At 63.8% G+C, this 19,789-nt stretch carries 19 protein-coding genes; 6 read left to right on the top strand and 13 right to left on the bottom strand.

The window, feature by feature from the left end; translation table 11 throughout:
* Positions 1 to 184: 184 nt before the first annotated feature.
* Positions 185 to 391 carry a hypothetical protein gene (locus RO069_RS03250; protein WP_328185305.1) on the top strand — a complete coding sequence of 69 codons (207 nt, stop codon included), beginning with the start codon at positions 185 to 187 and terminating at the stop codon, positions 389 to 391.
* A gap of 78 nt (positions 392 to 469) precedes the next feature.
* On the opposite strand, the gene RO069_RS03245 is transcribed toward RO069_RS03250, so the two are convergent.
* From RO069_RS03245 to RO069_RS03230, 4 genes are all read right to left on the bottom strand, one after another.
* The gene (locus tag RO069_RS03245) at positions 470 to 871 is read right to left on the bottom strand and encodes an MAPEG family protein (RefSeq protein ID WP_328185304.1); all 402 of its coding nucleotides are present in this window, start codon (positions 869 to 871) and stop codon (positions 470 to 472) included.
* A gap of 3 nt (positions 872 to 874) precedes the next feature.
* The gene (locus tag RO069_RS03240; protein WP_328185303.1) at positions 875 to 1,117 is read right to left on the bottom strand and encodes a GlsB/YeaQ/YmgE family stress response membrane protein; all 243 of its coding nucleotides are present in this window, start codon (positions 1,115 to 1,117) and stop codon (positions 875 to 877) included.
* Positions 1,118 to 1,265: 148 nt separating this feature from the next.
* Positions 1,266 to 1,862, bottom strand: a complete 597-nt coding sequence (locus RO069_RS03235) for a class GN sortase (RefSeq protein ID WP_328185302.1) — start codon at positions 1,860 to 1,862, stop codon at positions 1,266 to 1,268.
* Between the two features lie 2 nt (positions 1,863 to 1,864).
* Complete coding sequence (locus tag RO069_RS03230) at positions 1,865 to 3,991, bottom strand: marine proteobacterial sortase target protein (RefSeq protein ID WP_328185301.1); 2,127 nt, start codon at positions 3,989 to 3,991, stop codon at positions 1,865 to 1,867.
* Positions 3,992 to 4,200: 209 nt separating this feature from the next.
* Between RO069_RS03230 and pdsR the strand changes: the two genes are divergently transcribed.
* Together pdsR and RO069_RS03220 are read left to right on the top strand one after the other, a co-directional pair.
* The gene (pdsR, locus tag RO069_RS03225; RefSeq protein WP_328185300.1) at positions 4,201 to 4,902 is read left to right on the top strand and encodes a proteobacterial dedicated sortase system response regulator; all 702 of its coding nucleotides are present in this window, start codon (positions 4,201 to 4,203) and stop codon (positions 4,900 to 4,902) included.
* Complete coding sequence (locus RO069_RS03220) at positions 4,903 to 6,915, top strand: ATP-binding protein (RefSeq protein ID WP_328185299.1); 2,013 nt, start codon at positions 4,903 to 4,905, stop codon at positions 6,913 to 6,915. It abuts the gene before it with no gap.
* Here RO069_RS03220 and RO069_RS03215 read toward each other — a convergent pair.
* The 4 genes from RO069_RS03215 to RO069_RS03200 form a co-directional block, all read right to left on the bottom strand.
* Positions 6,912 to 7,685, bottom strand: coding sequence for an ATP-binding protein (locus RO069_RS03215; protein WP_328185298.1), 774 nt, complete (start codon positions 7,683 to 7,685; stop codon positions 6,912 to 6,914). The two genes, RO069_RS03220 and RO069_RS03215, sit on opposite strands and share 4 nt — an antisense overlap.
* A complete protein-coding gene (locus RO069_RS03210; protein WP_328185297.1) occupies positions 7,682 to 8,416 on the bottom strand; it encodes a spermidine synthase in 735 nt (244 codons plus the stop codon). Before RO069_RS03210 ends, RO069_RS03215 begins: the two co-directional genes overlap by 4 nt.
* A gap of 132 nt (positions 8,417 to 8,548) precedes the next feature.
* Positions 8,549 to 10,285, bottom strand: coding sequence for a methyl-accepting chemotaxis protein (locus RO069_RS03205; RefSeq protein WP_328185296.1), 1,737 nt, complete (start codon positions 10,283 to 10,285; stop codon positions 8,549 to 8,551).
* 211 nt (positions 10,286 to 10,496) lie between these two features.
* Positions 10,497 to 10,937 carry a VOC family protein gene (locus tag RO069_RS03200; RefSeq protein ID WP_328185295.1) on the bottom strand — a complete coding sequence of 147 codons (441 nt, stop codon included), beginning with the start codon at positions 10,935 to 10,937 and terminating at the stop codon, positions 10,497 to 10,499.
* A gap of 272 nt (positions 10,938 to 11,209) precedes the next feature.
* Here RO069_RS03200 and RO069_RS03195 point away from each other — a divergent pair, with 272 nt between their 5' ends.
* From RO069_RS03195 to RO069_RS03185, 3 genes are all read left to right on the top strand, one after another.
* On the top strand, positions 11,210 to 11,734 hold the full coding sequence (locus RO069_RS03195) for a hypothetical protein (RefSeq protein ID WP_328185294.1): 525 nt from the start codon (positions 11,210 to 11,212) through the stop codon (positions 11,732 to 11,734).
* A gap of 92 nt (positions 11,735 to 11,826) precedes the next feature.
* Positions 11,827 to 12,759, top strand: coding sequence for an aldo/keto reductase (locus tag RO069_RS03190; RefSeq protein ID WP_328185293.1), 933 nt, complete (start codon positions 11,827 to 11,829; stop codon positions 12,757 to 12,759).
* The gene (locus RO069_RS03185) at positions 12,759 to 13,442 is read left to right on the top strand and encodes a DUF6064 family protein (protein WP_328185292.1); all 684 of its coding nucleotides are present in this window, start codon (positions 12,759 to 12,761) and stop codon (positions 13,440 to 13,442) included. Before RO069_RS03190 ends, RO069_RS03185 begins: the two co-directional genes overlap by 1 nt.
* On the opposite strand, the gene RO069_RS03180 is transcribed toward RO069_RS03185, so the two are convergent.
* The 5 genes from RO069_RS03180 to ggpS form a co-directional block, all read right to left on the bottom strand.
* Entirely contained in the window at positions 13,418 to 14,020 is a 603-nt protein-coding gene (locus RO069_RS03180; RefSeq protein ID WP_328185291.1) for a methyltransferase family protein, read from the bottom strand. The genes RO069_RS03185 and RO069_RS03180 overlap by 25 nt on opposite strands.
* A gap of 96 nt (positions 14,021 to 14,116) precedes the next feature.
* Positions 14,117 to 15,436, bottom strand: coding sequence for a glycerophosphodiester phosphodiesterase family protein (locus RO069_RS03175; RefSeq protein ID WP_328185290.1), 1,320 nt, complete (start codon positions 15,434 to 15,436; stop codon positions 14,117 to 14,119).
* A gap of 125 nt (positions 15,437 to 15,561) precedes the next feature.
* Positions 15,562 to 15,813, bottom strand: coding sequence for a thiamine-binding protein (locus RO069_RS03170; RefSeq protein WP_328185289.1), 252 nt, complete (start codon positions 15,811 to 15,813; stop codon positions 15,562 to 15,564).
* Positions 15,814 to 15,869: 56 nt separating this feature from the next.
* Positions 15,870 to 17,315 (bottom strand): sucrose phosphorylase, encoded by a 1,446-nt coding sequence (gtfA, locus tag RO069_RS03165; RefSeq protein WP_328185288.1) that lies wholly within the window; start codon positions 17,313 to 17,315, stop codon positions 15,870 to 15,872.
* A gap of 33 nt (positions 17,316 to 17,348) precedes the next feature.
* Positions 17,349 to 19,631: a glucosylglycerol-phosphate synthase gene (gene ggpS, locus RO069_RS03160; protein ID WP_328185287.1), complete on the bottom strand. Its 2,283-nt coding sequence runs from the start codon at positions 19,629 to 19,631 to the stop codon at positions 17,349 to 17,351.
* Between the last annotated feature and the right edge of the window lie 158 nt (positions 19,632 to 19,789).

Below are 19,789 nucleotides of genomic sequence, written 5' to 3'. Positions count from 1 at the left end.
TGCCAGCCCTTGATGTGGAACCACCACACCTTCGGACTGGCGCCTTGGCCAGAGGTCTCAGCGTCACGCAGTAGGTTAGCGAATCACCCAGCCGACACGCTAGCTCTTGCCAAGCCCCCGGATACCGACGATAGTATGCGGGAATAAGAACAATAGCCTGACCCAATGAAATAAGGAATGCGACATGACCGTACTTGTACTGGATAGCCCGGAGCTGATCGCCCGCGCAGCGGCACTTGAGGCAGCCCAGGCCAGCAGAGAGGTCCAGGCGGAAGAAACCATGGAAGTTCACACAGACGCACCGGTTTCACCCCCCGGCCAACTGGCCTGCACCCGCCAGGAAAGCACCGTTCAGAAAGCCCGGGAGGAAGCCCTCGCCCTTGTTATCTGATCACCCGCCCGGCTCCCCCGGCCCCAGGGTCGGGACGGGTCGGCGCCCACCCGCAGCCGGGGCGACACCTGGATCAGATCAGGGTTGCACCTGGATCACGTTCCAGACCACCAGTATCGCCATCACCAACAGACTGAGCCAGGTCAGCAGGATACCCGCCAGCCGGGCCATATGCGGCCCACCATGGCCGTTGAACATGCCGTAGGCATGGGCCACACGCCCACCCACGAACGCCATGCCCACCCAGTAGATCCACTGGGCATTGACCCCGTTCAGCTCCCCCACCGCCATCAGGATCAGCGCCATGGGCGCGTACTCCACCAGATTGGCCTGGGCACGCACCGCCACCTCGAACTCCCGGTCGTCATTGACACCCAGACCCTGGCGGTACTTGAGGCGGTAGCGGGACACCTGGGCGGAGAGGAACAACAGCAGGACTGCTGTAACGGCTGCGAATACAGCAGTAACCGGCATCAGCATGGATTAACCCTTCTTGATGGCGTTGATGGCGGCCAGCAGCAGTACGGCACCCACCGTCGCGGTGACCAGCTCGCCAATCGTTCCCCCCGCATGCAGTTGCAGCAGGCTGAACACGAAACCGCCGATAAACGAACCGACGATACCAATACCGATATTGGCCAGTACGCCAAAGCCACGGCCCTTCATGATCAGGCCTGCCAGCCAGCCGGCCACACCACCAATAATCAGGAACAGAATCAGGTTCATCCGTGTTACTCCCTGGTAGTACCGTAGGAGCGGGCGAACGGGTCAGCACCCGACGCCCGCCATTGGATGAACCGAGATTGCCGTTATTTTCAGGCGCATGCAAGCGCATCAGCGATACTGACGGCTCTCAGGGGCCAGACCGCCGGGCTCAGGCCCCGGCGGCGGATTGGTCGGTCGGCCAGGCCATATCGCGGCTGGCCTCCACCACGAACCGCAGCGGCCCGTTGGCGTTGAGGGAGTCGAAAGGATAGCAGGTCACCAGCACCAGTGAGTTGCGGGTGTAACGGTCCAGGTCCAGCTGTTCCTGGCGACTGTCGACAATGCGCAGGGAGTCCACCCGGTACCGACGCCACACACCGTCGGCGAATTGCAGCCGGATCTCCTGGTCCTGACGGACGTCCTTCAGGGGCCGGAAATGGGTGTCCCGGTGGCCGGCAATCACCACCGGCGACTGGGGGCGCCCGCCCAACTCCGGGCCTTTCACCTGCCCCGGCCCGAAGGCCAGGCTCTCGCCATGCCCCCCGGAAAGCACCACCAGGGCGGATTTCTCCCCGGGCAGTTGCAACCGCGCCACCGGCCAGGTGTCCGCCCAGGGCCAGGGGCGACTCTCCACCTGGCTCGCCTGTGTTCGGGCCCAGGCCAGGGACAACAACTCCTGGGCCACCACCGCCTTGAAGGGAATCCACAGGCCCGCCAGCAGCAGACCGGCGGAAAGGGTGACCACCAACAGCAACAGACGTCCCATCATCATCTCCTCCAGCGACGGATCAGAACCATCACACCCGACAGCAACAGGCCCAGCAGGCCACTGGCCATCAACAACGGCGCTGGGGTGGCGGTCTGCGGGTAAGCAATGCGCCGGTGGGCGCTGCCAGCAGGCATCAGTGACGGTACCGCGACCTTCTTCAGGTCTTCCTCCACGGGCCGGACCGGCGTCTTGTCGGTGGCGACAAAACTGGTGTAGGGGGTGACCAGTTGATGCCGGAGGCCCAGGGCCAGCACCTGCTCGCGGGACTCGTCATCCACCTGTCCCGACAGGCCCTGATCCAGCAACTGGTCAATCTGCGCCCGGGCCCAGAGCCGGTGCACGCCGGTGCCCGGTGCCGCCTGTTCCAGGGCCAGCCCCCGCTGCCAGGACTGGCCACCGGGCAGGGAACCGGACACCGCCAGCGACCCTTCCGGGGAGGAACCACGGGCCAGCAGCATCATCGGCTCCCCCAGGTAGAGATCCCCGATCCGGGCCGGGAACTGCTCGCCGGGGTCCACCCCGTCCGGCCAGGCCACGTCAATATCGGTGAGCACCGGCGACTGCATCTTGCGAAACAGGGTATCGAGCTGGCTGGACACTTCCGACAGGTCGCCGATGGCGGTGTAGGTACCCCGGCCATAACGGGCCGCCTGACGCATGAAGTGCATATTGGGCGCGCTGCCGATGCCCACTGTGAACAACCGGCTGCCACCGAGCTGGTCACTGATCTGGCCGAACAGGGCCTGCTCGTTGCCCACCGCACCGTCCGTGACGAAGACCACCTGGCGGAGGTCGGTGACGGAGCTTTCCTTGCGATCCAGCAGGGCCGCCTCCAGGGCGCTCGCCATCTCGGTACCGCCATTGGCCTGCAGCCCCCGGATGTAGCGGCGGGCCCGGTCCAGGTTATCGGCACCGGCGGCGACCGGTTGCGGGAACAGGCGGCTGGTGTGACTGTTGAACTGGATGATATTGAAGGTGTCACCCGGCCCCAGGGTATCCAGGGAGGTGAGCAGCGCTTCCCGGGCCTGGCGGATGGAGGCGCCGGCCATGGAGCCGGAGGTGTCTATCACCAGGATAAGCTCCCGGGTCAGCACCCGGCTGCCCTGCTCCCCCGGCACCAGCATCGCCAGCAGGTAGTCCTCTCCCTGCCAGGTTTCATGGAACACGGCCGCCGCCGGCTCCTGGCCCCGAACCGGTCGCCAGCGCAGGCGGAAATCCCGGTCCATGACCACCTTGCCGGTCGTTGGCGTCACCCGGATGCGGTTACCGTCATGGACGTCCGCCACGTCGTGGCTGGGGCTGCTCACCTCACCCAGCGGCAGGCCGGCGTTCAGCTCGATGGCAATGGTGGCCTCATGGCTGCCGCTGGCCACATCTTCGTGGGCCAGTTGGGGCGGCGTAATCCGGTGGGCGTCCGCCACCTGGGTAGTGGGCATGGCCCAGCCCCCGGTCCATTCCGTGTCACCGGGCACCTCCGGCACGCCAGGGATGTAGCGGGGTGTGAGTGTGGTGGGCAGGCGCAGGCTGAACTCGCCGCTGTCGTAACGCACCAGTTGCTGGTACTTCAGCTCCACCGTCACGCTTTCCCCCGGCGGAATATTGGCCAGGCGGGTGGTGAACAGGTTGGGACGCTGCTGGTCCACCCGGGCGGCCTGGCGGCCTTCCTCCTTCGCCTTCTGGTACTCCCGGCGGGCCTGTTCCCGTTCGCGGATTTCCCCCACGATCACCCGCTCATCGGTGGTCATGGTCATGGCGTGGACCGAGGCGTTCTCCGGCAGGGGAAAGGTATACACCCCTTCCTGCCACTGCCCGGAGGTGTTGCCGAAGGTCTGGCGCAACCGGGTTTCGGCGATCAGGCCGGTCACCGTCACCTGGTAGTCGGTACTCAGCACCGGCGCCGGCACCCGCCCCTGGTCGGCCACATAATGGAACTCACCGGCGCCCTCAGCCACCTGGCGTTCCTGCGCCTCCACCTCGACAAACAGGGGCTGCACAAACAGCAGCATCAGCATGGCCAGCCACAGGCTGGCCCCCTCCATCCGCCGCACCTGCCGGCGGCTGAGGCGCTGCGGTCGTATGGGTTGCTGGTCCGTCCGGTAGCCCGGTAATGGTTTGCTGGGTAGCATGGTTCAGGTTCCTTTTTCCATTTGCTGTTGGATGTTGTGGAACCCATTAAAGCGCCGGGAAACGTCGAACCCGTGGTGCAATCTGGCGAGGAAACGTCCGGAAAATGATGAATTGTGGCAATAGCCACCAAAAGCAGCCCCTTGTGCTTGTCCGGCCCCGTCCCGCCCGTTACATTTGGGCCACGTCACAGGGGAACATGGAAGCAGTCATGAAGAAGCAGATCGTGCTGGTGGAAGACGAACCCGCCATCCGGGAGAACTACCGGGATGCCTTCGAACGCCGCGGCTACAGCGTGTCCGTGTACGGCGACCGCCACACGGCCTGGGCCACCCTGAGAACCGCCCTGCCCGACCTGGCAGTGATCGACGTGGGGCTGGGGGATGAGCCCGAGGGTGGCTTCGACCTGTGCCAGGACCTGCGCCGCCTGTCCGCCACCGTGCCCATTATCTTCCTCACCGCCCGGGACAGTGATATCGACTCGGTGCACGGCCTGCGCCTGGGGGCCGATGACTACGTCACCAAGGACATGAGCCTGGACCACCTGCTGGCCCGGGTTACCGCCCTGCTGCGCCGGGCCGACGCCTGGGCCGAGGCCCTGCAGCAGCCGGACGAGGTGCTCCGGCGGGGCCGGCTGACCATCAACGTGGACCGCATGACCGTGGCCTGGGACGACACCCCGGTGGACCTGACGGTGACCGAGTTCTGGATGCTCCACGCCCTCGCCCGCCACCCGGGCCACGTGCGCAACCGGGACCAGTTGATGCAGGCGGCCAGCACGGTACTGGACGACAATACCGTCACCTCCCACATCAAGCGCATCCGCCGCAAGTTCCAGCAACTGGACCCGGACTTTGACGGCATCCAGACCGCCTACGGCATGGGTTACCGCTGGCACGCCAGGGAGGTCTAGTTGTCCCTCAAGCGCCAGCTATTCCTTGCCAGCCTGCTGATGCTGCTGATCCCCTGGGCGGGGCTGCAGTTCGTGCTGGAACTGGACCAGGCCCTGCGGGCCCAGTCCGCCAGCCAGCTCCAGGGTCAGGCCCGGCGCATGGCCGAGGTGGCCGCCTCGGAACTGGCGGGACAGGCGGTACTCGCCAGCGGTGACGACGCGATCTATATCCGCCAGGCGGAGCGTCCCATCAATCTGGACGGGCACGGCGACGACTGGCCTGGCTACGAGGACGACGAACAGCCCTGGCAGACCACCACGGGGGCCGACGGCGTCCTGTCCTGGCAGGCTTCCGTCCATGGCCGCTACCTGTACTTGTTGCTGCGGGTGCAACGTTCCGATCCGCTGTACTTCAACCCCGCCGACCCAGACCAGCCTTACGAATTCCTGCGGCTTCGATGGCGCTCCGACAGCCTGGTGACCGAACGCATCATCCGCACCTCCGCTCCCGGCCCGGTGATGGGTCGCTTTCCCTTCAGCCGTAGCCGGCAGGATCACAGGGTCAGCGGCGTGTGGCGGAGTCGCGGCGATGGCTATCAGGTGGAGCTGCGCCTGCCACGGCTGCATCCCGGTGACCACCTGGCCCTGGAAGTGGTCTGGCCCGACCCGGTCAGGCCGGACTTTTCCTACAGTGCCGGCACCCGCCAGAATCCGCTGCCCGTGGTGACCGGTCGCAGCCCGTTGCTGGAGGCCCGCCTGCATACCCTGCTGGCCCCGGGGCAGCGGGTTTTCCTGAGCGAACCGGCGGGCTGGCTGATCGCCCGCAGCGACCAGCCCCTGCCCGACAATCACCGTAACTTCGACAACCTGTCGCCGCTGGAGGTGCTGGAACAGATAACCCTCAATGCCCTGCGCGCCCTGGTCCGCTTCTACCAGCCGGAGCCGGCCCCCTTCCGGGCCGAGCAGACCCACCAGCAGGTACCGGGCCACAGCGGTCTGGTGCGACACCCGGATGATGAACGCTACCTGATAGCAGCGGAAGCCGTCGGCGACGGCCGCATACTGGTGCTGGAGCAGTCCCTGGAGCAGATCCTGGCCCTGTCGGGCAACACCCTGGGCTCGGTGATCGCCCGCAGCGTGCTGCTGATCGTCGGCCTGATGCTGGTGCTGCTGGGTTATGCCAGCTGGCTGTCCTGGCGCATTGCCCGGCTGCAGCGGGCGGTCACTGCCAGTGTCGACCCCGATGGCCGGATACTGGCCAGCATTCCACGGAGCCGGGCCCGGGACGAGCTGGGGGAACTGAACCGGCAGTTTGGCCAGATGGTGGAACGGTTGCAGGGCTACACCGACTATCTGGAGAGCTTCTCCCGGCGTCTGTCCCATGAACTCAAGACCCCGGTGGCGGTGATCCGCTCCTCCCTGGACAACCTGGAACACGCCACCACCGACGATGAACGGGCCAGCTACCGGGAGCGGGCCCGCAGCGCCACCGACCGCCTGAGCCGGATCCTGCAGGGCATGAGCGAGGCGGCCCGGCTGGAGCAGAGCTTTGACCAGGCGGAACCGGAAACCTTCGACCTGGCACAGGTCATGGCCGAGGCCACCGCCGCCTACCAGAGCCTGGACCCGGACCACCAGATCCGTTACCAGGGCCCCGACGAAGGCTGCCCCATGACCGGCTCACCGGAGCTGATGGTGCAGTTGCTGGACAAACTGGTGGACAACGCCCGGGACTTCACCCCCACCGGCGGCCACATCCTGGTGACCGTGGAACCGGGCGGGCAGCGCCTGCGACTGGGCGTCTTCAACGAAGGCCCGCCCCTGCCGGAGTCCCTGGCCCGGGACATCTTCAACCCCTTTGTCTCGGTTCGGGAGGGCAGCGGCGAGGGCCACCTGGGCCAGGGCCTGCTGATCGTGCGACTGATCGCGGAGCACCACGGCGGCCATGTGCGGGCGGAGAACCACCGCCAGGACGGCATCAGTGGCGTACGATTTGAGGTGGACCTGCCCGGCGTAACAAGTCCTGCTGGTTAATCGAACTCGCCGCTGAACTGGCGGAAGAACTGCTGGGCCGTGCGGCCGCTGCGACCGCCACGACTGGTGGCAAAGCGGATGGCGTGCAGGTGCAGGGTGTCCCGATCAGTCACCTGGGGGAACAGGGCATCGATGGCCTGCAGGTATACGTCCTTGGGGAAGGGATAGAAGGAGAGCTGCAATCCGAACCGGTCCGCCAGGGACACCTGTTCCTCGATCGCCTCCGCCGGATGCAGCTCGCCACCCTTCACCTCACTCTGGAGGTTGTCTGACATGAACTCCGGCATCAGGTGCCGGCGGTTGGAGGTGGCATAGACCCGCACATTCTCCGGCGGCAGTTCCAGGGAGCCTTCCAGCACACTCTTGAGGGCCTTGTAGCCGGACTCCCCGGTCTCGAAGGACAGGTCATCGCAGTAGATCACGAATCGCCAGGGCTGCTCGCTGATGTCATCGACAATCTCCGGCAGGTTCACCAGGTCGTCCTTATCCACCTCGATCATGCGCAGGCCGTCCCGGCCATAGCGGTTCAGCAGTGCCTTGATCAACGACGACTTGCCGGTACCCCGGGAACCCCACAGCAGGGCGTTGTTGGAGGGCTCCCCGGCCAGGAAACGCTCGGTGTTGCGGGCCAGCTCGGCCTGTTGCCGTTCAATGCCGTGCAACTGGTCCCAGCGGACCGGGTCCAGCCGGCGGATGGCCCGCAGACCCTGGCGGTGACGGCGCCAGAGTGCTGCGGTATGGGTGGACCAGTCGATCGCGGTATCGGTCATTGTTCAGGCTCCCCAACAGCCCTTGCCAGATAGACAGTATTGGTGGCTTCCCGGTTCTGGAAGGGATTGAAGAAGGACACCACCCGGGCTTCCGGGGCCACGAAAACCCGATCCAGCACCTGGAGGAAATCCTCGTCCGGCGGCTCGTTGGACCACATGCCGAACATGCCGCCAGGCCGGAGCTGTTTCGCCATCCGGCCCAGGGAGTCGGCATTGTAGAAAGAGGCGTTGGAGTCGTTCAGCAGGGCCCGGGGTGAATGGTCGATGTCCAGCAGGATGGCATCAAACCGGCGGCCGCGCTGGTCCGGGTCGAATCCACGCTCCGGGTCGGCCAGTTCGAAAAAGCTGCCGTGGACATAGCGGCAACGGGGGTCGTCGTTGAGTACCTGCCCCAGGGGCACCTTTTCCTCCTCGTGCCAGCGGATAACCGTGCCCAGGGCGTCCACCACCAGCAGTTCGCCGACCCGGTCATTGCGCAGGGCGGCATCAGCGGTGTAGCCAAGGCCCAGGCCACCCACCACGACGGCCAGGTCATCCCCCTGGGTAATTTCCAGCGTCAGGTCCGCCAGTGCCACCTCGGCATCCACGAACATGCTGGACATAAGGAATTCCTCCCCCAGCTTGACCTCGTAGATATCCCGGTCGCCCAGGGCGGGAATCCGGCGGCGACGCAGGGTGATCTCCCCCAGGGGGGAGGGCTGGCTGTCAATCTGTTCAAACAGAAGGCCCATGGACTGGCTCCCGATGCAAAAGGCGCATCTTACCACCTGTGGCCAGAGAGCTCATGTGGGAAGGTAGCTTAGCCCCTCTCCCCCGCTGGGGAGAGGGAATATATGGCGCAACCCCGGTGTGGCCCCTCTCCCCTACAGATCAACGCCAACGGCCTTCGGTACGATACCGGAGGTCATCACACCCCACTTCTTGCCGTCCACATACAGCGGCACGTAGATCACCAGCACCACGTTGGTGGTACCAGGCAATACGAAGGTGCCCATGCTCAGGTAGGTGCACTTGCGCAGGTTCTCCAGTTCCTGGCCACGCACGGTGATGCGTTTGTGTACGCTGCGGGCGGCATCCACCTTCGGGTCGCCGGTCATGGGCTGGGCGCTGGCGCTGCGGGCAATGGCCAGGTAACCGTTATGGTCGGTGGGCAGGGTGTAGATGATGCCGTCCTTACCGCCCAGGTCCCACTCATCCAGCAGGGGCTGGATACGCTTGCCCAGGGCATCGGCCCAACTGGTGTCGAACTTCTGGCCACCGGTGTTGGGAATTTCCCGGTAGTTGAAATCAAACAGGTTGTACCCCTCCTTGCGGAGGTCCTCCATGATCGCCTGGAGCTGGTCGCGCCGGGCAAACAGCTTGTTGACCATGCCCTCAAGGGGCCCCTCGCCCAGGTTGAACCGACACAGGGCCTGTAACACCAGGTTGGTGTTGTCCCGCAGGGCGTCGGCCTGGGTGAAGATGTTCGACATGCCCTCCCGGATCTGCTCGCTGCTGTCGCGGATCGCCGTGGCATGGCCGTGGGTCTCGGTGTTGGTGGCGGTGAGCTGCTCCAGGGAACTGCTCACCATCAGCAGGTCCTCATGGGCCCGGGTGAAATCGTCCACCATGGTACTGAACTGGGATGCCGCGCTCTTGACGGACTCCCCGGCCGTGGCGCTCTGGGTCATGATGGACTGGGCCTGGTTGCCGGCGCCGGACATGGCGTCGATCATGTCATCCAGCAGGCCGCCGATCTGACTGGCGGACTCACCCACCCGCAGCGACAGGTTGCGCACCTCGTCGGCCACCACCGCGAAACCACGGCCCTGCTCGCCGGCACGGGCCGCCTCGATGGCGGCATTCAGGGCCAGCATATTGGTCTGCTCGGAGAAATCCTGCACTGTGCCCAGGATCTTCTGGATCTGGTTGGAAGACTTATCCAGCCGGGCGATATTCTCCTGGAATTCGCCCATGGCGTTATTGATGGTTTCCACCTGGAACCGCGCCTCCTCCAACTGCTGGCTGGAGTCCTTGGCCACCTCCAGGTTGCGGCTGTTCATCTCGGTAATGGTGGAAGTACGGCCGGAGATATCCTGCAGGGCGGTGGTGGTTTCGTCGCTGGCCTGGAAGATCTGCTCGGACAGTTTCTGCTGGCCGGATGCCTCACGGTTGGCCAGCTCGGCCAGCAGGCGGCTGCGGGCGGACGACAGCGAGATGCTGATGCTCTGGTGCTGGAAGTCCAGGATCATATCCCGCAGTCGCTTGTTGAAGTCCCTGAGCGCCCGGGCTTCCTCCGAGTCATCGCCTTCAGTCAGGCTCTCGGAAATATCAATCTGCTGCCCCAGTGCCAGCTCGAACACCCGGCTGATGCCCTGATCCCGGCGGGCACGCACGCCCAGATACCAGGCCAGCACGAGCACGATGCCCCCCAATACCAAGGCAACGGTTGCCACGGTAGCGCTTCCCTGCCAGGCGACGGTGATCACAAGGACCGCCTGCAGCAGGATCAGCAGGATGGCGGTGGGTGTGGGCAGCCAGCGGGATGCACTGGCCGACGGATCGGTGCTGGTCACTCCCTCCTGGGGCATCGCCTGGGCACTGGCGGACGAAGATTGCATGCGGATACCTCCCTGCACGGCAGGATAATGTGTGCGCTGATGGTTTTATCGTTATTGTCAGTCGTCGCCCTATAGCGACAACAAAGCCGCCTTAATTATAGTGATGAGCCTTATCAGATCAGCATTATTAAAACGACTGTTTGGATAAATTTTGTAATGCAATTGCAAACCCGGTTTTGCAATACCGCCAGCCCCACCATGTGCCATGGCGCTACCAGCTACCGGTGTTTTCCATACTGGCCCATGGTTCCTCTATCGGCAGCGGATCGCCTTTCTGAAGCAGTTCCACGGAGATACCGTCCGGTGAACGCACGAACGCCATGCGCCCATCCCGGGGCGGGCGGTTAATGGTGACGCCGTTGTCCCGCAGGTGCTGGCAGAGCCCGTAGATATCGTCCACCTGGTACGCCAGGTGCCCGAAATTGCGGCCACCGGTATACTCCTCCGGGTCCCAGTTCCAGGTCAGTTCGATCATCGGCGCCCGTTCCTCCCGCGCCCGTTGCTCGTCCTCCGGCGCCGCCAGGAACACCAGGGTGAAGCGCCCCTTTTCCACGTCCTTGCGGTTGATTTCCTTCAGCCCCAGCAGATCACAGTAGAAATGCAGGGAGTCGTCCAGGTTACTGACGCGCACCATGGTGTGCAGGTATTTCATGTCGGTCTCCAGAGATCATGGGTGTATCCAGCCAGTATAACGACCTGAAAGTGACGCCACACCCACATCACCCCTGAGAGTGTCCAGTGGCGTAACTTACAGCCTGGTAAATTGCCAACCCTTCGATTTCAGCCTCTCCGGCTCTGGTGCAGGATAGCCCCTCGGCGGGAGCAGGATGTCCCCGCGCCTCAGAAAAACAGGAGCCCGCAGGCAACCTCCACGGCTGCCCGGTGCTCCCCCGGGAAACGGAACCGGTTTACAGGGAGAACATCATGATCATCCGCACAGCATTTCGAACCCGCGCTATCCAGGGCTTCATTCTGCTGGCCCTGTGCGCTGTCGCCCTGCTTGTCAGCCAGGCCGGCGCCCACTCCACGCTGAGCGACATCACCCAGGACGGCGGGAAAAACGTCACCCTGCCGGTGGTACCGGAAAGCAAGCTGATCATTCACGCCACCCGGGGCATCGACAAGAGCACCGACGAAGGCACGGTGCAAAGCCTGCCCCTGGCCGTGTTCCTGACCCTGATGACGCCGGAGGAAGTGGTCGACTGGTACCGGAAGGAACTGCCGGACTACACCGTCCTGCAAAGCGACAGCGGCGAGCATGTACAGATACTGCAGAGCATCAGCGATGAGACCCGCATTGACGGGCCGGACACCTACCGGATCCCCAATATCCGCATCCAGCCCACGGATGCCCGCACGGCCACCCACATGGAGGGCTCCAGGACCATGCTGCAGGTGTACTACCAGCCCGCGCCGGAGCCCGAAGAAAACGCCGACGGGGACTCCTGATCCACGAACGGACTGTTGTCCGGGCTGGACATCGCGGAACTGTCGATTATTGTCAGTGTCAGTGCAGATACATTCCCTGACCGGAGACCGTCATGGCCGACCAGTGGTCACTCCAGCGGCGTCGCCTGCTACAGGGCCTGGCGGCAGCCGCCAGTCTGTCCGCCCTGCCCCTGTCACTGGCCCGGGCCCGGGACGCCGGCCCGCTTATCCGTTCGCTGCCTGGCCGCGACATCACCCTGCCGTCCGTCGGGCTGGGCACCTGGATCACCTTCAACGTCGGCAACAACCAGCGCCTGCTGGATGCCTCCGCCGACGTGATGGCCGCCTTCTTCCAGGGTGGCGGCGCGATCATCGATTCCTCGCCCATGTACGGGTCTTCCCAGAACACGGTGGGCTACGGGCTCAACAAACTGGATGCCCGGGACCAGGTGTTCTCCGCCGACAAGATCTGGACCCGGGACGGCGACGACGGCCGCCGCCAGAGCCGGGAATCCGCCAACGAGTGGCAGGTGGACCGGTTTGACCTGTTGCAGGTGCATAATCTCGTTAACTGGCAGGCTCACCTGGATACTCTCAGGGCCATGCGGGATGAAGGCGCCGTGCGCACCATCGGCATCACCACCTCCCATGGCCGTCGCCACCGGGAGATGGAACGGATCATGACCTCGGAGCCCATCGACTTTATTCAGCTGACCTACAACCCGGTGGACCGTGAGGCCGAGGATCGCCTGCTGCCGCTGGCCCGGGAGAAAGGTATCGGCGTCATCGTCAACCGCCCCTTCCGGCGGGGCGCCCTCACCGAGCGCCTGGCCAGCGAGCCACTGCCAGACTGGGCGGCGGAAGTCGGCGCCGATTCCTGGGCACAACTGATCCTCAAGTTCATCCTCAGCCATCCGGCGGTCACCTGCGCCATTCCGGCAACCACCCAGGTGGATCACGTCCGGGAGAACCTGGCCGCCGCCCGCGAGCCCCTGCCAAATCCGGACCTGCGCCGCCGCATCAGCGACACCATCCGATCCCTGTGATGGACACCCTGCTCAGCTACCACCCCCGGGACCTGCTGCTGTTCTCGCCCCGGGTCTACTGGGCCCTGGTGGCGGGCAATAACGATAGCTGGTGGTGGCTGGCCCTGCTGGCCCCGGTAGCCGGCCTGTTGCTGGTCTGGCAGCTCGGACGCCGTGACGGCAGGCAACACGGCCTGGTATTCGCCGGCATGGGCCTGCTCTGGTGGTTCGTCACCTGGACCTTCCTGTGGCAACAATACCGGGCCATCAACTGGGCCATGGACTGGGCCATTGCGCCCTTCGTCGCCATGGGCGGACTGTTCCTGGTGTTCGCCCTGAAAGGCGGCTCGATATCGCCGCGCCCCCATCGATACTGGCTGGGGCTGCTATTGGCCACCTGGGGCACCCTGATTCACCCGCTGGGTTTCCTGCTGGACCAGCGGGGGATTGAGGCCGCCGATACCTGGCTGTTGTTCCCGGATCCGCTGGCGATCACCACCCTCGGCGTGGTCCTGGCAACCCTGCATGGGTGGCGACTGGCGCTGATGATGCCGGTGCCCCTGCTGTGGAGTTTGGCAGGTGGCGTTACCCTGCTGGGATTGGGCTCACCCGTTGGCTGGGCCGTATTGGCCGCGGGCGGCCTTGCCTTGCTGGGGTGGCTGCCCCTGACCCGGGTGGATCAGAGCCAGCGCGGCACCCGCTGACGGTACTGGCGGTAGGGCTCTCCGTAGTGGACGCTCAGAGCTACTTCCTCGGCCAGCGCCTGACGGCGGATCACCCACACACCCACCACCAGGCAGACCAGGGAAAACAGGCTCGGCAGGGCCAGGAAGAACCCGAGCTGTCCCAGAATCACGGCCAGGAACAACGGGTTACGGCTACGGGCATAGGGGCCCGAGGTGATCAGGTTGGGGGCATGGTCCAGGTCGATGCCCGAACGCCAGTCGGCATGCATGTAGGCCTGCAGGTAACTGGCAAGGCCAAAGGAACTCAGCAGCATCGCCACACCAGACACCAGGATCGCCGGGTGATAGAGCCAGGGGATAATGCCCAGCCAGGGATCAATGGGCCAGACCATTCGCACCAGGCACACCACCAGGATGGCAGCCCGGAACCCATTGAACAGGTGGCGGTTCCACCAGGCAGCACTGCCAGTGGCGCCGTAATTGATGTGACTGAAACCCAGCCGGGCGTACAGGCCCAGGGCACGACAGGCGAACAGGATACCAATCAGGAGGAAGAAACTGCCGAGAAAGTGTCGTGTGAAGAGTTCTGCTGACATGGATGGGGTCGGGTCCGGTACACCTTGAAAGAGATCCAAGAGTACCGGACCGGACGTCACCGGGAAAGTTCATTGCCCTTTCCCGGCAGTGAGAATCTAGCGCATTCCCATGCAGTTAGCGTAGTAGGTAGTCGTGGCCGGCCAGTCGGAGAAGATACCGATCACGCCCACGTCCCGGGCCAGCACATCCACCACGGTCAGCATATCGCCGTCGTTGTTGATGGCGTCGGTGACGGTCTGGTAGTACCAGCCGCCGCCATTGGCCAGCGGACCACTGCGCTCCAGGGACCAGGCAATCATGTCCAGGCCCGCGGTGCGAGCATTCTCAGCGTACTCGGACGGTACAATTTCCTGATGACCATTAAGCGCCAGCATCTTCCAGATAGCGGGAGCGATGACGTTCACGCCCTGGGCCCTGAGGTTTTCCATATAGGCCAGTGAGGAATTTTCCGGGGTAATGGCGTCCTGATCCAGGAACACCGCCTGCTGACCATAGGCCGGGGTCTCATTCACCCAGAACAGCACATCGTCCAGCAGGAACGACTGCGGCCACACATCCCTCGGCTTCACACCGGCGTCGATATAGTCCTGGATCATCTGGCGGGCATAGTCCTGCTGGGTGTAATCACCCTCGTAGGGCATATCCACCACCGGCGTCTTCAACTCCGGCGTCATCTTCACGCCCAGGGCCTTGAACAGCTCGATGCTTTCCCGGTGGCTGAGCAGGGTGCCCCGGCTGGCGTAGAGATCGGTGCGCCAGTCGGCGGTACCGCCCACGTACTCCTCCGGCGTGGTGGCCATGGGGTTGAAGGCGTCCATCTTGCCTTCCAGGGACTTGAACTCCTCCAGGGTGATATCGCTGGTGCGGCATTCCGCCTGGGCCGGGGTGCCGGACGCCGGATCCGCCGGCACGAACGGCTGGGTGCACTTGGCGTTCAGCTCCGGGATGGTGACGATGTTGGTGGTGGTGTGCAGGTCATTCTGGGCATGACGACACACCAGCTCACGGTCGGCGGTGAAGGCCACGTCACACTCAACGATGCCCGCGCCCATACGGGCCGCGGCCACGTAGGATTCCATGGTGTGCTCCGGGAACTGCAACGGTGCGCCCCGGTGACCAATGGAAAAGTCGGTGCGGCGCATGGGCCTGTTCTCGCAGCGTTCCAGCTTGTCCTTCAACCAGCCATCGTCCATATCGTCCACCAGCCAGTAGGGGCGGGGGCCCACCTGGACGTTGCTGTGGCGGTGGCGCATATCCCGCTTCAGTTTTTCAAACTTTTCCTGGAGTCGTTCCAGGCCGGGGGGCAGATCACCTTCGTGTTGCCACCCCCTGGCGGAAGCGGACAGTGGCATTGAAACGGCGGCCACCAGGGTGGTCACCGCGAGAACAGACGAACCAAATTGTTTGAGCTTCATAAACCACTCCCTAGTTGTTCCGTGAAACCTGTGACATGTCTTTGCATGCACACTCAGTTTTCACGGACTCCGTGACAGGGGTATGAAGTCCCTGTGACCATAAGTAGCCGCTTGTGTGTCCCCCGTCAGCCGTCCGGTCGGCGGTCACCATTAACAAAGTTGGCCACGAACACCGCCTGACCATACTGCTCAAACGCCCATTTCATGGTATCGGACAGCACCCGCATGACCTGGTCGTACTCACCAAACACCTGGGTACTGATGCGATTGGCATGGACCTCCAGGCCGCTGCGCTGGAGGCGGTCAATCACATCCTTGATGGGTGGTTTGTGGTTGTCGGTAAAGGGATAGAAACTGAGCTGCACAGACAGGTACATGACCGCCTCCCGGAGAGGTTGTCGTTGAATGAATCACCTGAGATTAGCACAGCCCATCAGCATTCCAAGGCCTGTTCCTGGAAGCCGTTGTCCGGGTCCAGATAGCGGATGCGGGCGGTGTTGAAGTTCAGGTCCACAAACAGGTGACAGTAATAGTCGCCATGGCGCCAGGCCATGGCCACGCTGGACTGGTTGGAATAGTTTAGCTCGAAACGCCCGTCAAACGCCGGGTACTGGCTGCGGAAGCGCATCAGTGTCAGCAGGCGTTTCACCACCGGCTGGGCCATGGCCTCGTCGGCCTCCTCCATGGAATAGAAGTGCCGGTTGATGTCCCGCAACTCGCCGGTCTCCTCCATCAGTTCCTGGTCATTGCAGCCGGCCACCAGGCCCACGTAGTAGACCTGGGGAATCCCCGGGGTGAAGAACTGGATCGCCCGCGCCGCGATATAGGCATCGTCGTTCTGCATCAGGGCATCGTAGAAGGTGCAGGTAAGCTGGTAGATGGAGCCAACACTGTGGATATTGGCGGCGGATCGCCGCAGGATCGGGTCGGCACTGCGGGCGTCGATATTGTCGATCAGGTCCTGGATCTCCCCGGGTGGCAGCACGCCTTCCACATCGGGAATACAGATACCGTCGTGGGTATCCAGCACGGTGATCTGGTTGCGAGGGCACATCCGCAGCCAGTTCTTCAGGTACACGCTGTTGGCCGCCAGCAGTGAGTACAGGATCAGCGGCGGCAGTGCAAAACCGTAGGGGTGCATGTTGCGACGCCCGATGGCGTACTGGTAGCTGGTGTGGTCGTGGACCTCCGGCAGGCACTCGGCGCCATAGTGCTGGGCCGTCTCATTCACCCATTCGAGGATGCGGTACACCTCCGGCTCCACCAGGAAACAGCTGGTACCGATACGCTTGGTGGTATAGCCAAAGGCATCCAGGCGCAACAGCTTGATGCCCTTGCTGGTAAGGAAGTGGATGTAGTGCTCCATCAACTCGTAGGTCTTGTCGGACTCGTAGTTGAGGTCGATCTGGCGTTCGGTGAAGGTGCACCACACCTGGCCCTTGCTACCATCGGCAAAGGTCACGTCCCGGAAAGGCTCCTTCTCCTTGCGGATATGGATCTTCGCCAGGTCGTCAGGGCTGATCTCCCCAAAGGTGTGCACATGCACGAACAGGTCGGCATACTCGGAATCGTACCCGTGCTTCACGAAATCCAGGAACTCCGGTGACTCGTCGGAAATGTGGTTCACCGTCAGGTCGGCACAGATATCGATATCCTTCGCCAGCCGCTCGATGTCCGACCAGTCGCCGTAGGCGGGATCCACCTCGGTATGGGTCAGGGGCGAGAAACCGCCGTCGGCGTTGGAGGGATAGAACGGCAGGATATGGGCGCCGCCGATGGCGCCCTCCAGGTGGCGGTCAATAAAGGTGCCCAGATCCGCCAGGTTACGACCGATCCGGTTGGGGTAGCACATCAGCTGTACGGCATTACGCAGGCTCATTCACACTCCCGGTTGTTGATTGTCTGGACGCCTTCAGGCCACGGATGTCAGGGGTTTGGCGCGTTTGCCCTCACTGGCCAGCCGCCGCTTTCGTCCGTTTCCCACCGCTTCCAGGAACTCACGGCCCCACAGTTCTATGTCATAGTAGCTGACCACCTCGAATCCTTTCTGCAGGCGGTCCTTCGCCTCGTCCTTCTGCATGGCCAGGGCCAGGTAGCAGGTGCGGGCCATCTCCACCGGATCGTGGGGGTTGGTGAGCAGCGCGCCCCGCAGTTCCGCCGCCGCGCCGGCGAACTCCGACAGCACCAGCACACCACGTCCATCGGTCATGCCCTGGGTGGCCACATATTCCTTGGCCACCAGGTTGAGACCGTCCCGCAGCGGGGTAATCCACATCACGTCCGCCATGGCGTACCAGGCCACCAGTTCCTCGAACGGAAAGCCCCGGAAAAAGAACTGGATCGGCGTCCAGCCCACCCGGGCGTACTGGCCGTTGATGCGACCCACCGCCTGCTCGATGTCCGTCTGCAACTGGCGGTAGATGGTCATCTCCCGGGCCGCCGGCACGCACACCGTCATCAGGGTGACCTTGCCCACCAGCTCCGGGTGCTCCTCCAGCAACCGCCCAAAGGCTTCCAGTTTTTCCAGGATGCCCTTGGTGTAGTCCAGCCGCTCCACCGACAACACCAGTCGGGTGTTACCCAGTTCGTTGCGCAGGTCTTCCATGCGCTGCTGTACCTTGGGCTGTTCCAGGGCCTGGCCGACCCGGTTCAGGTCCAGTCCCACCGGGTGGGCGCCCAGGCCGATTTCCCGGTCATTGACCCGGATGGTGGTGGTCATCTCGTCCAGCCCCACGGCGCAGCCATAGGTGAGGAAGCGGGGTGCGCAGCCGGTGCGGTCCACCACTTCCAGGGGCGTTACGCCCCGGGCCACATCCACGAAATTCTCCGCCTGGCGGGGAATATGGAAGCCGATGTAATCGCACTGCAGCAGGCTGCCGACAATCTCCCGGCGCCAGGGCAGCACGTTGAACACATCAGCGGAGGGGAAGTAGGTGTGGTGGAAAAAGGCAATGGTCAGGTCCGGGCGCAGCTCCCGCAGGAACGCGGGCACCATCCACAGGTTATAGTCATGGATCCAGACCACGGCGTTCTCCGCCGCTTCCGCCGCCGTGCGCTCGGCAAACAGCCGGTTGACCTTGAGGAACACCTGCCAGTGGTCCTCCCGGAACGACGCCCGCTCCCAGAAGGTGTGCAGGGTGGGCCAGAAGGCCTCCTTGGAGAACTGCTTGTAGAAGATATCCACGTCGTCCTTGCTGAGCTGGACCCGCGCCGCCCGCAAGCGGGCATAGCGACTGGTATCCACCTCGGTGTGGGTCTCGAAGGCGCCCAGTGACGGTTCATGGACCGACCAGGCCACCCAGGAGCCCGCCTTGCCGTCGGCAAAGAAACTCAGCAGCGTGGGAATGATGCCATTGGGCGATGTCGGGCGACGGCGCACCAGGGTGCCATTCTCAACCACCTCCTCGTAGGGCAGGCGGTGGTAGACGATCACCAGGTCTGACTTGCCGGGCTTGAGGATATCCCGGGCCTCGGCCGCTAGCCCCTTCGGTCCCAGGAAACCAAAATGGCCGATGGCCTCCAGGATGCCACCGCAGCCACTGAGGGTCGCATGGTAGACCCGGGCGCGGCTCTCGGTGGCGTCCAGCAGCGCCGGTTCCGATTCACCCACGCACACGCCGATAAAGCCCTGTTCGTACATGGACAGGTCATTGAGGGTATCGCCGGCCACTAGTACGTTCTCAGGGTCGGCGCCCAGATGCGCCACCAGATCCCGCAGGGTACGGCCCTTGTTGACCCCCGGCGGCAACACGTCCAGGTACTGGCCGGCGGAATACAGCAGATCGCAGGACAGCTCCTCCACCGCCGCGCGGACCTCGTCGGTCACCGCGTCCGGCTCGCACAGGAAGGAACAGCGCCGTTCCTGAGGGACCTCCTGACGACTCAGCCCTTCAAAGGTCGCCATGATGTCCTCCACCACATGCTCACCCGGCCAGCGTTTCTCGATCTCCGCCTGGATCTCGATGATGGGCTGCTGGGTGTCCCCCTCCACCACGGTGCAGCCCACATCGCAGATAATGTAATCCGGCTGCGGCAGGGTCGGGTCCGCCAGCAGCGGCAGCACCGATTCCAGGCCACGGCCGGTAACGTAGATCAGGGTCAGGTCAGGATGGGTGGAGATAAGCTGGTAGAGTTTCAGGCGATTCTCCGGATCGCCGGCGAGAAAGGTTCCGTCCAGATCAGTAGCAAGTATCACGGTCACTCCCGGCCCAGGGGCCTCGGTTGCATGGTGTCCTTATTCGGAAAGGTGCAGGTTCTGTGCCGGTGACCATTTTTTCACCGGCTTTTCAGACACTAGGCCGGGATGACCTGTCCTATCCATGATTCAGCACAGGGGCGGCCGCCTATTTCGCA

The organism is Marinobacter sp. OP 3.4 (genome assembly GCF_036224885.1).
Taxonomy (GTDB): domain Bacteria; phylum Pseudomonadota; class Gammaproteobacteria; order Pseudomonadales; family Oleiphilaceae; genus Marinobacter.
Note: the sequence above shows the minus strand (reverse complement) of the source record. Positions and strands in the feature narration are given on the sequence as shown.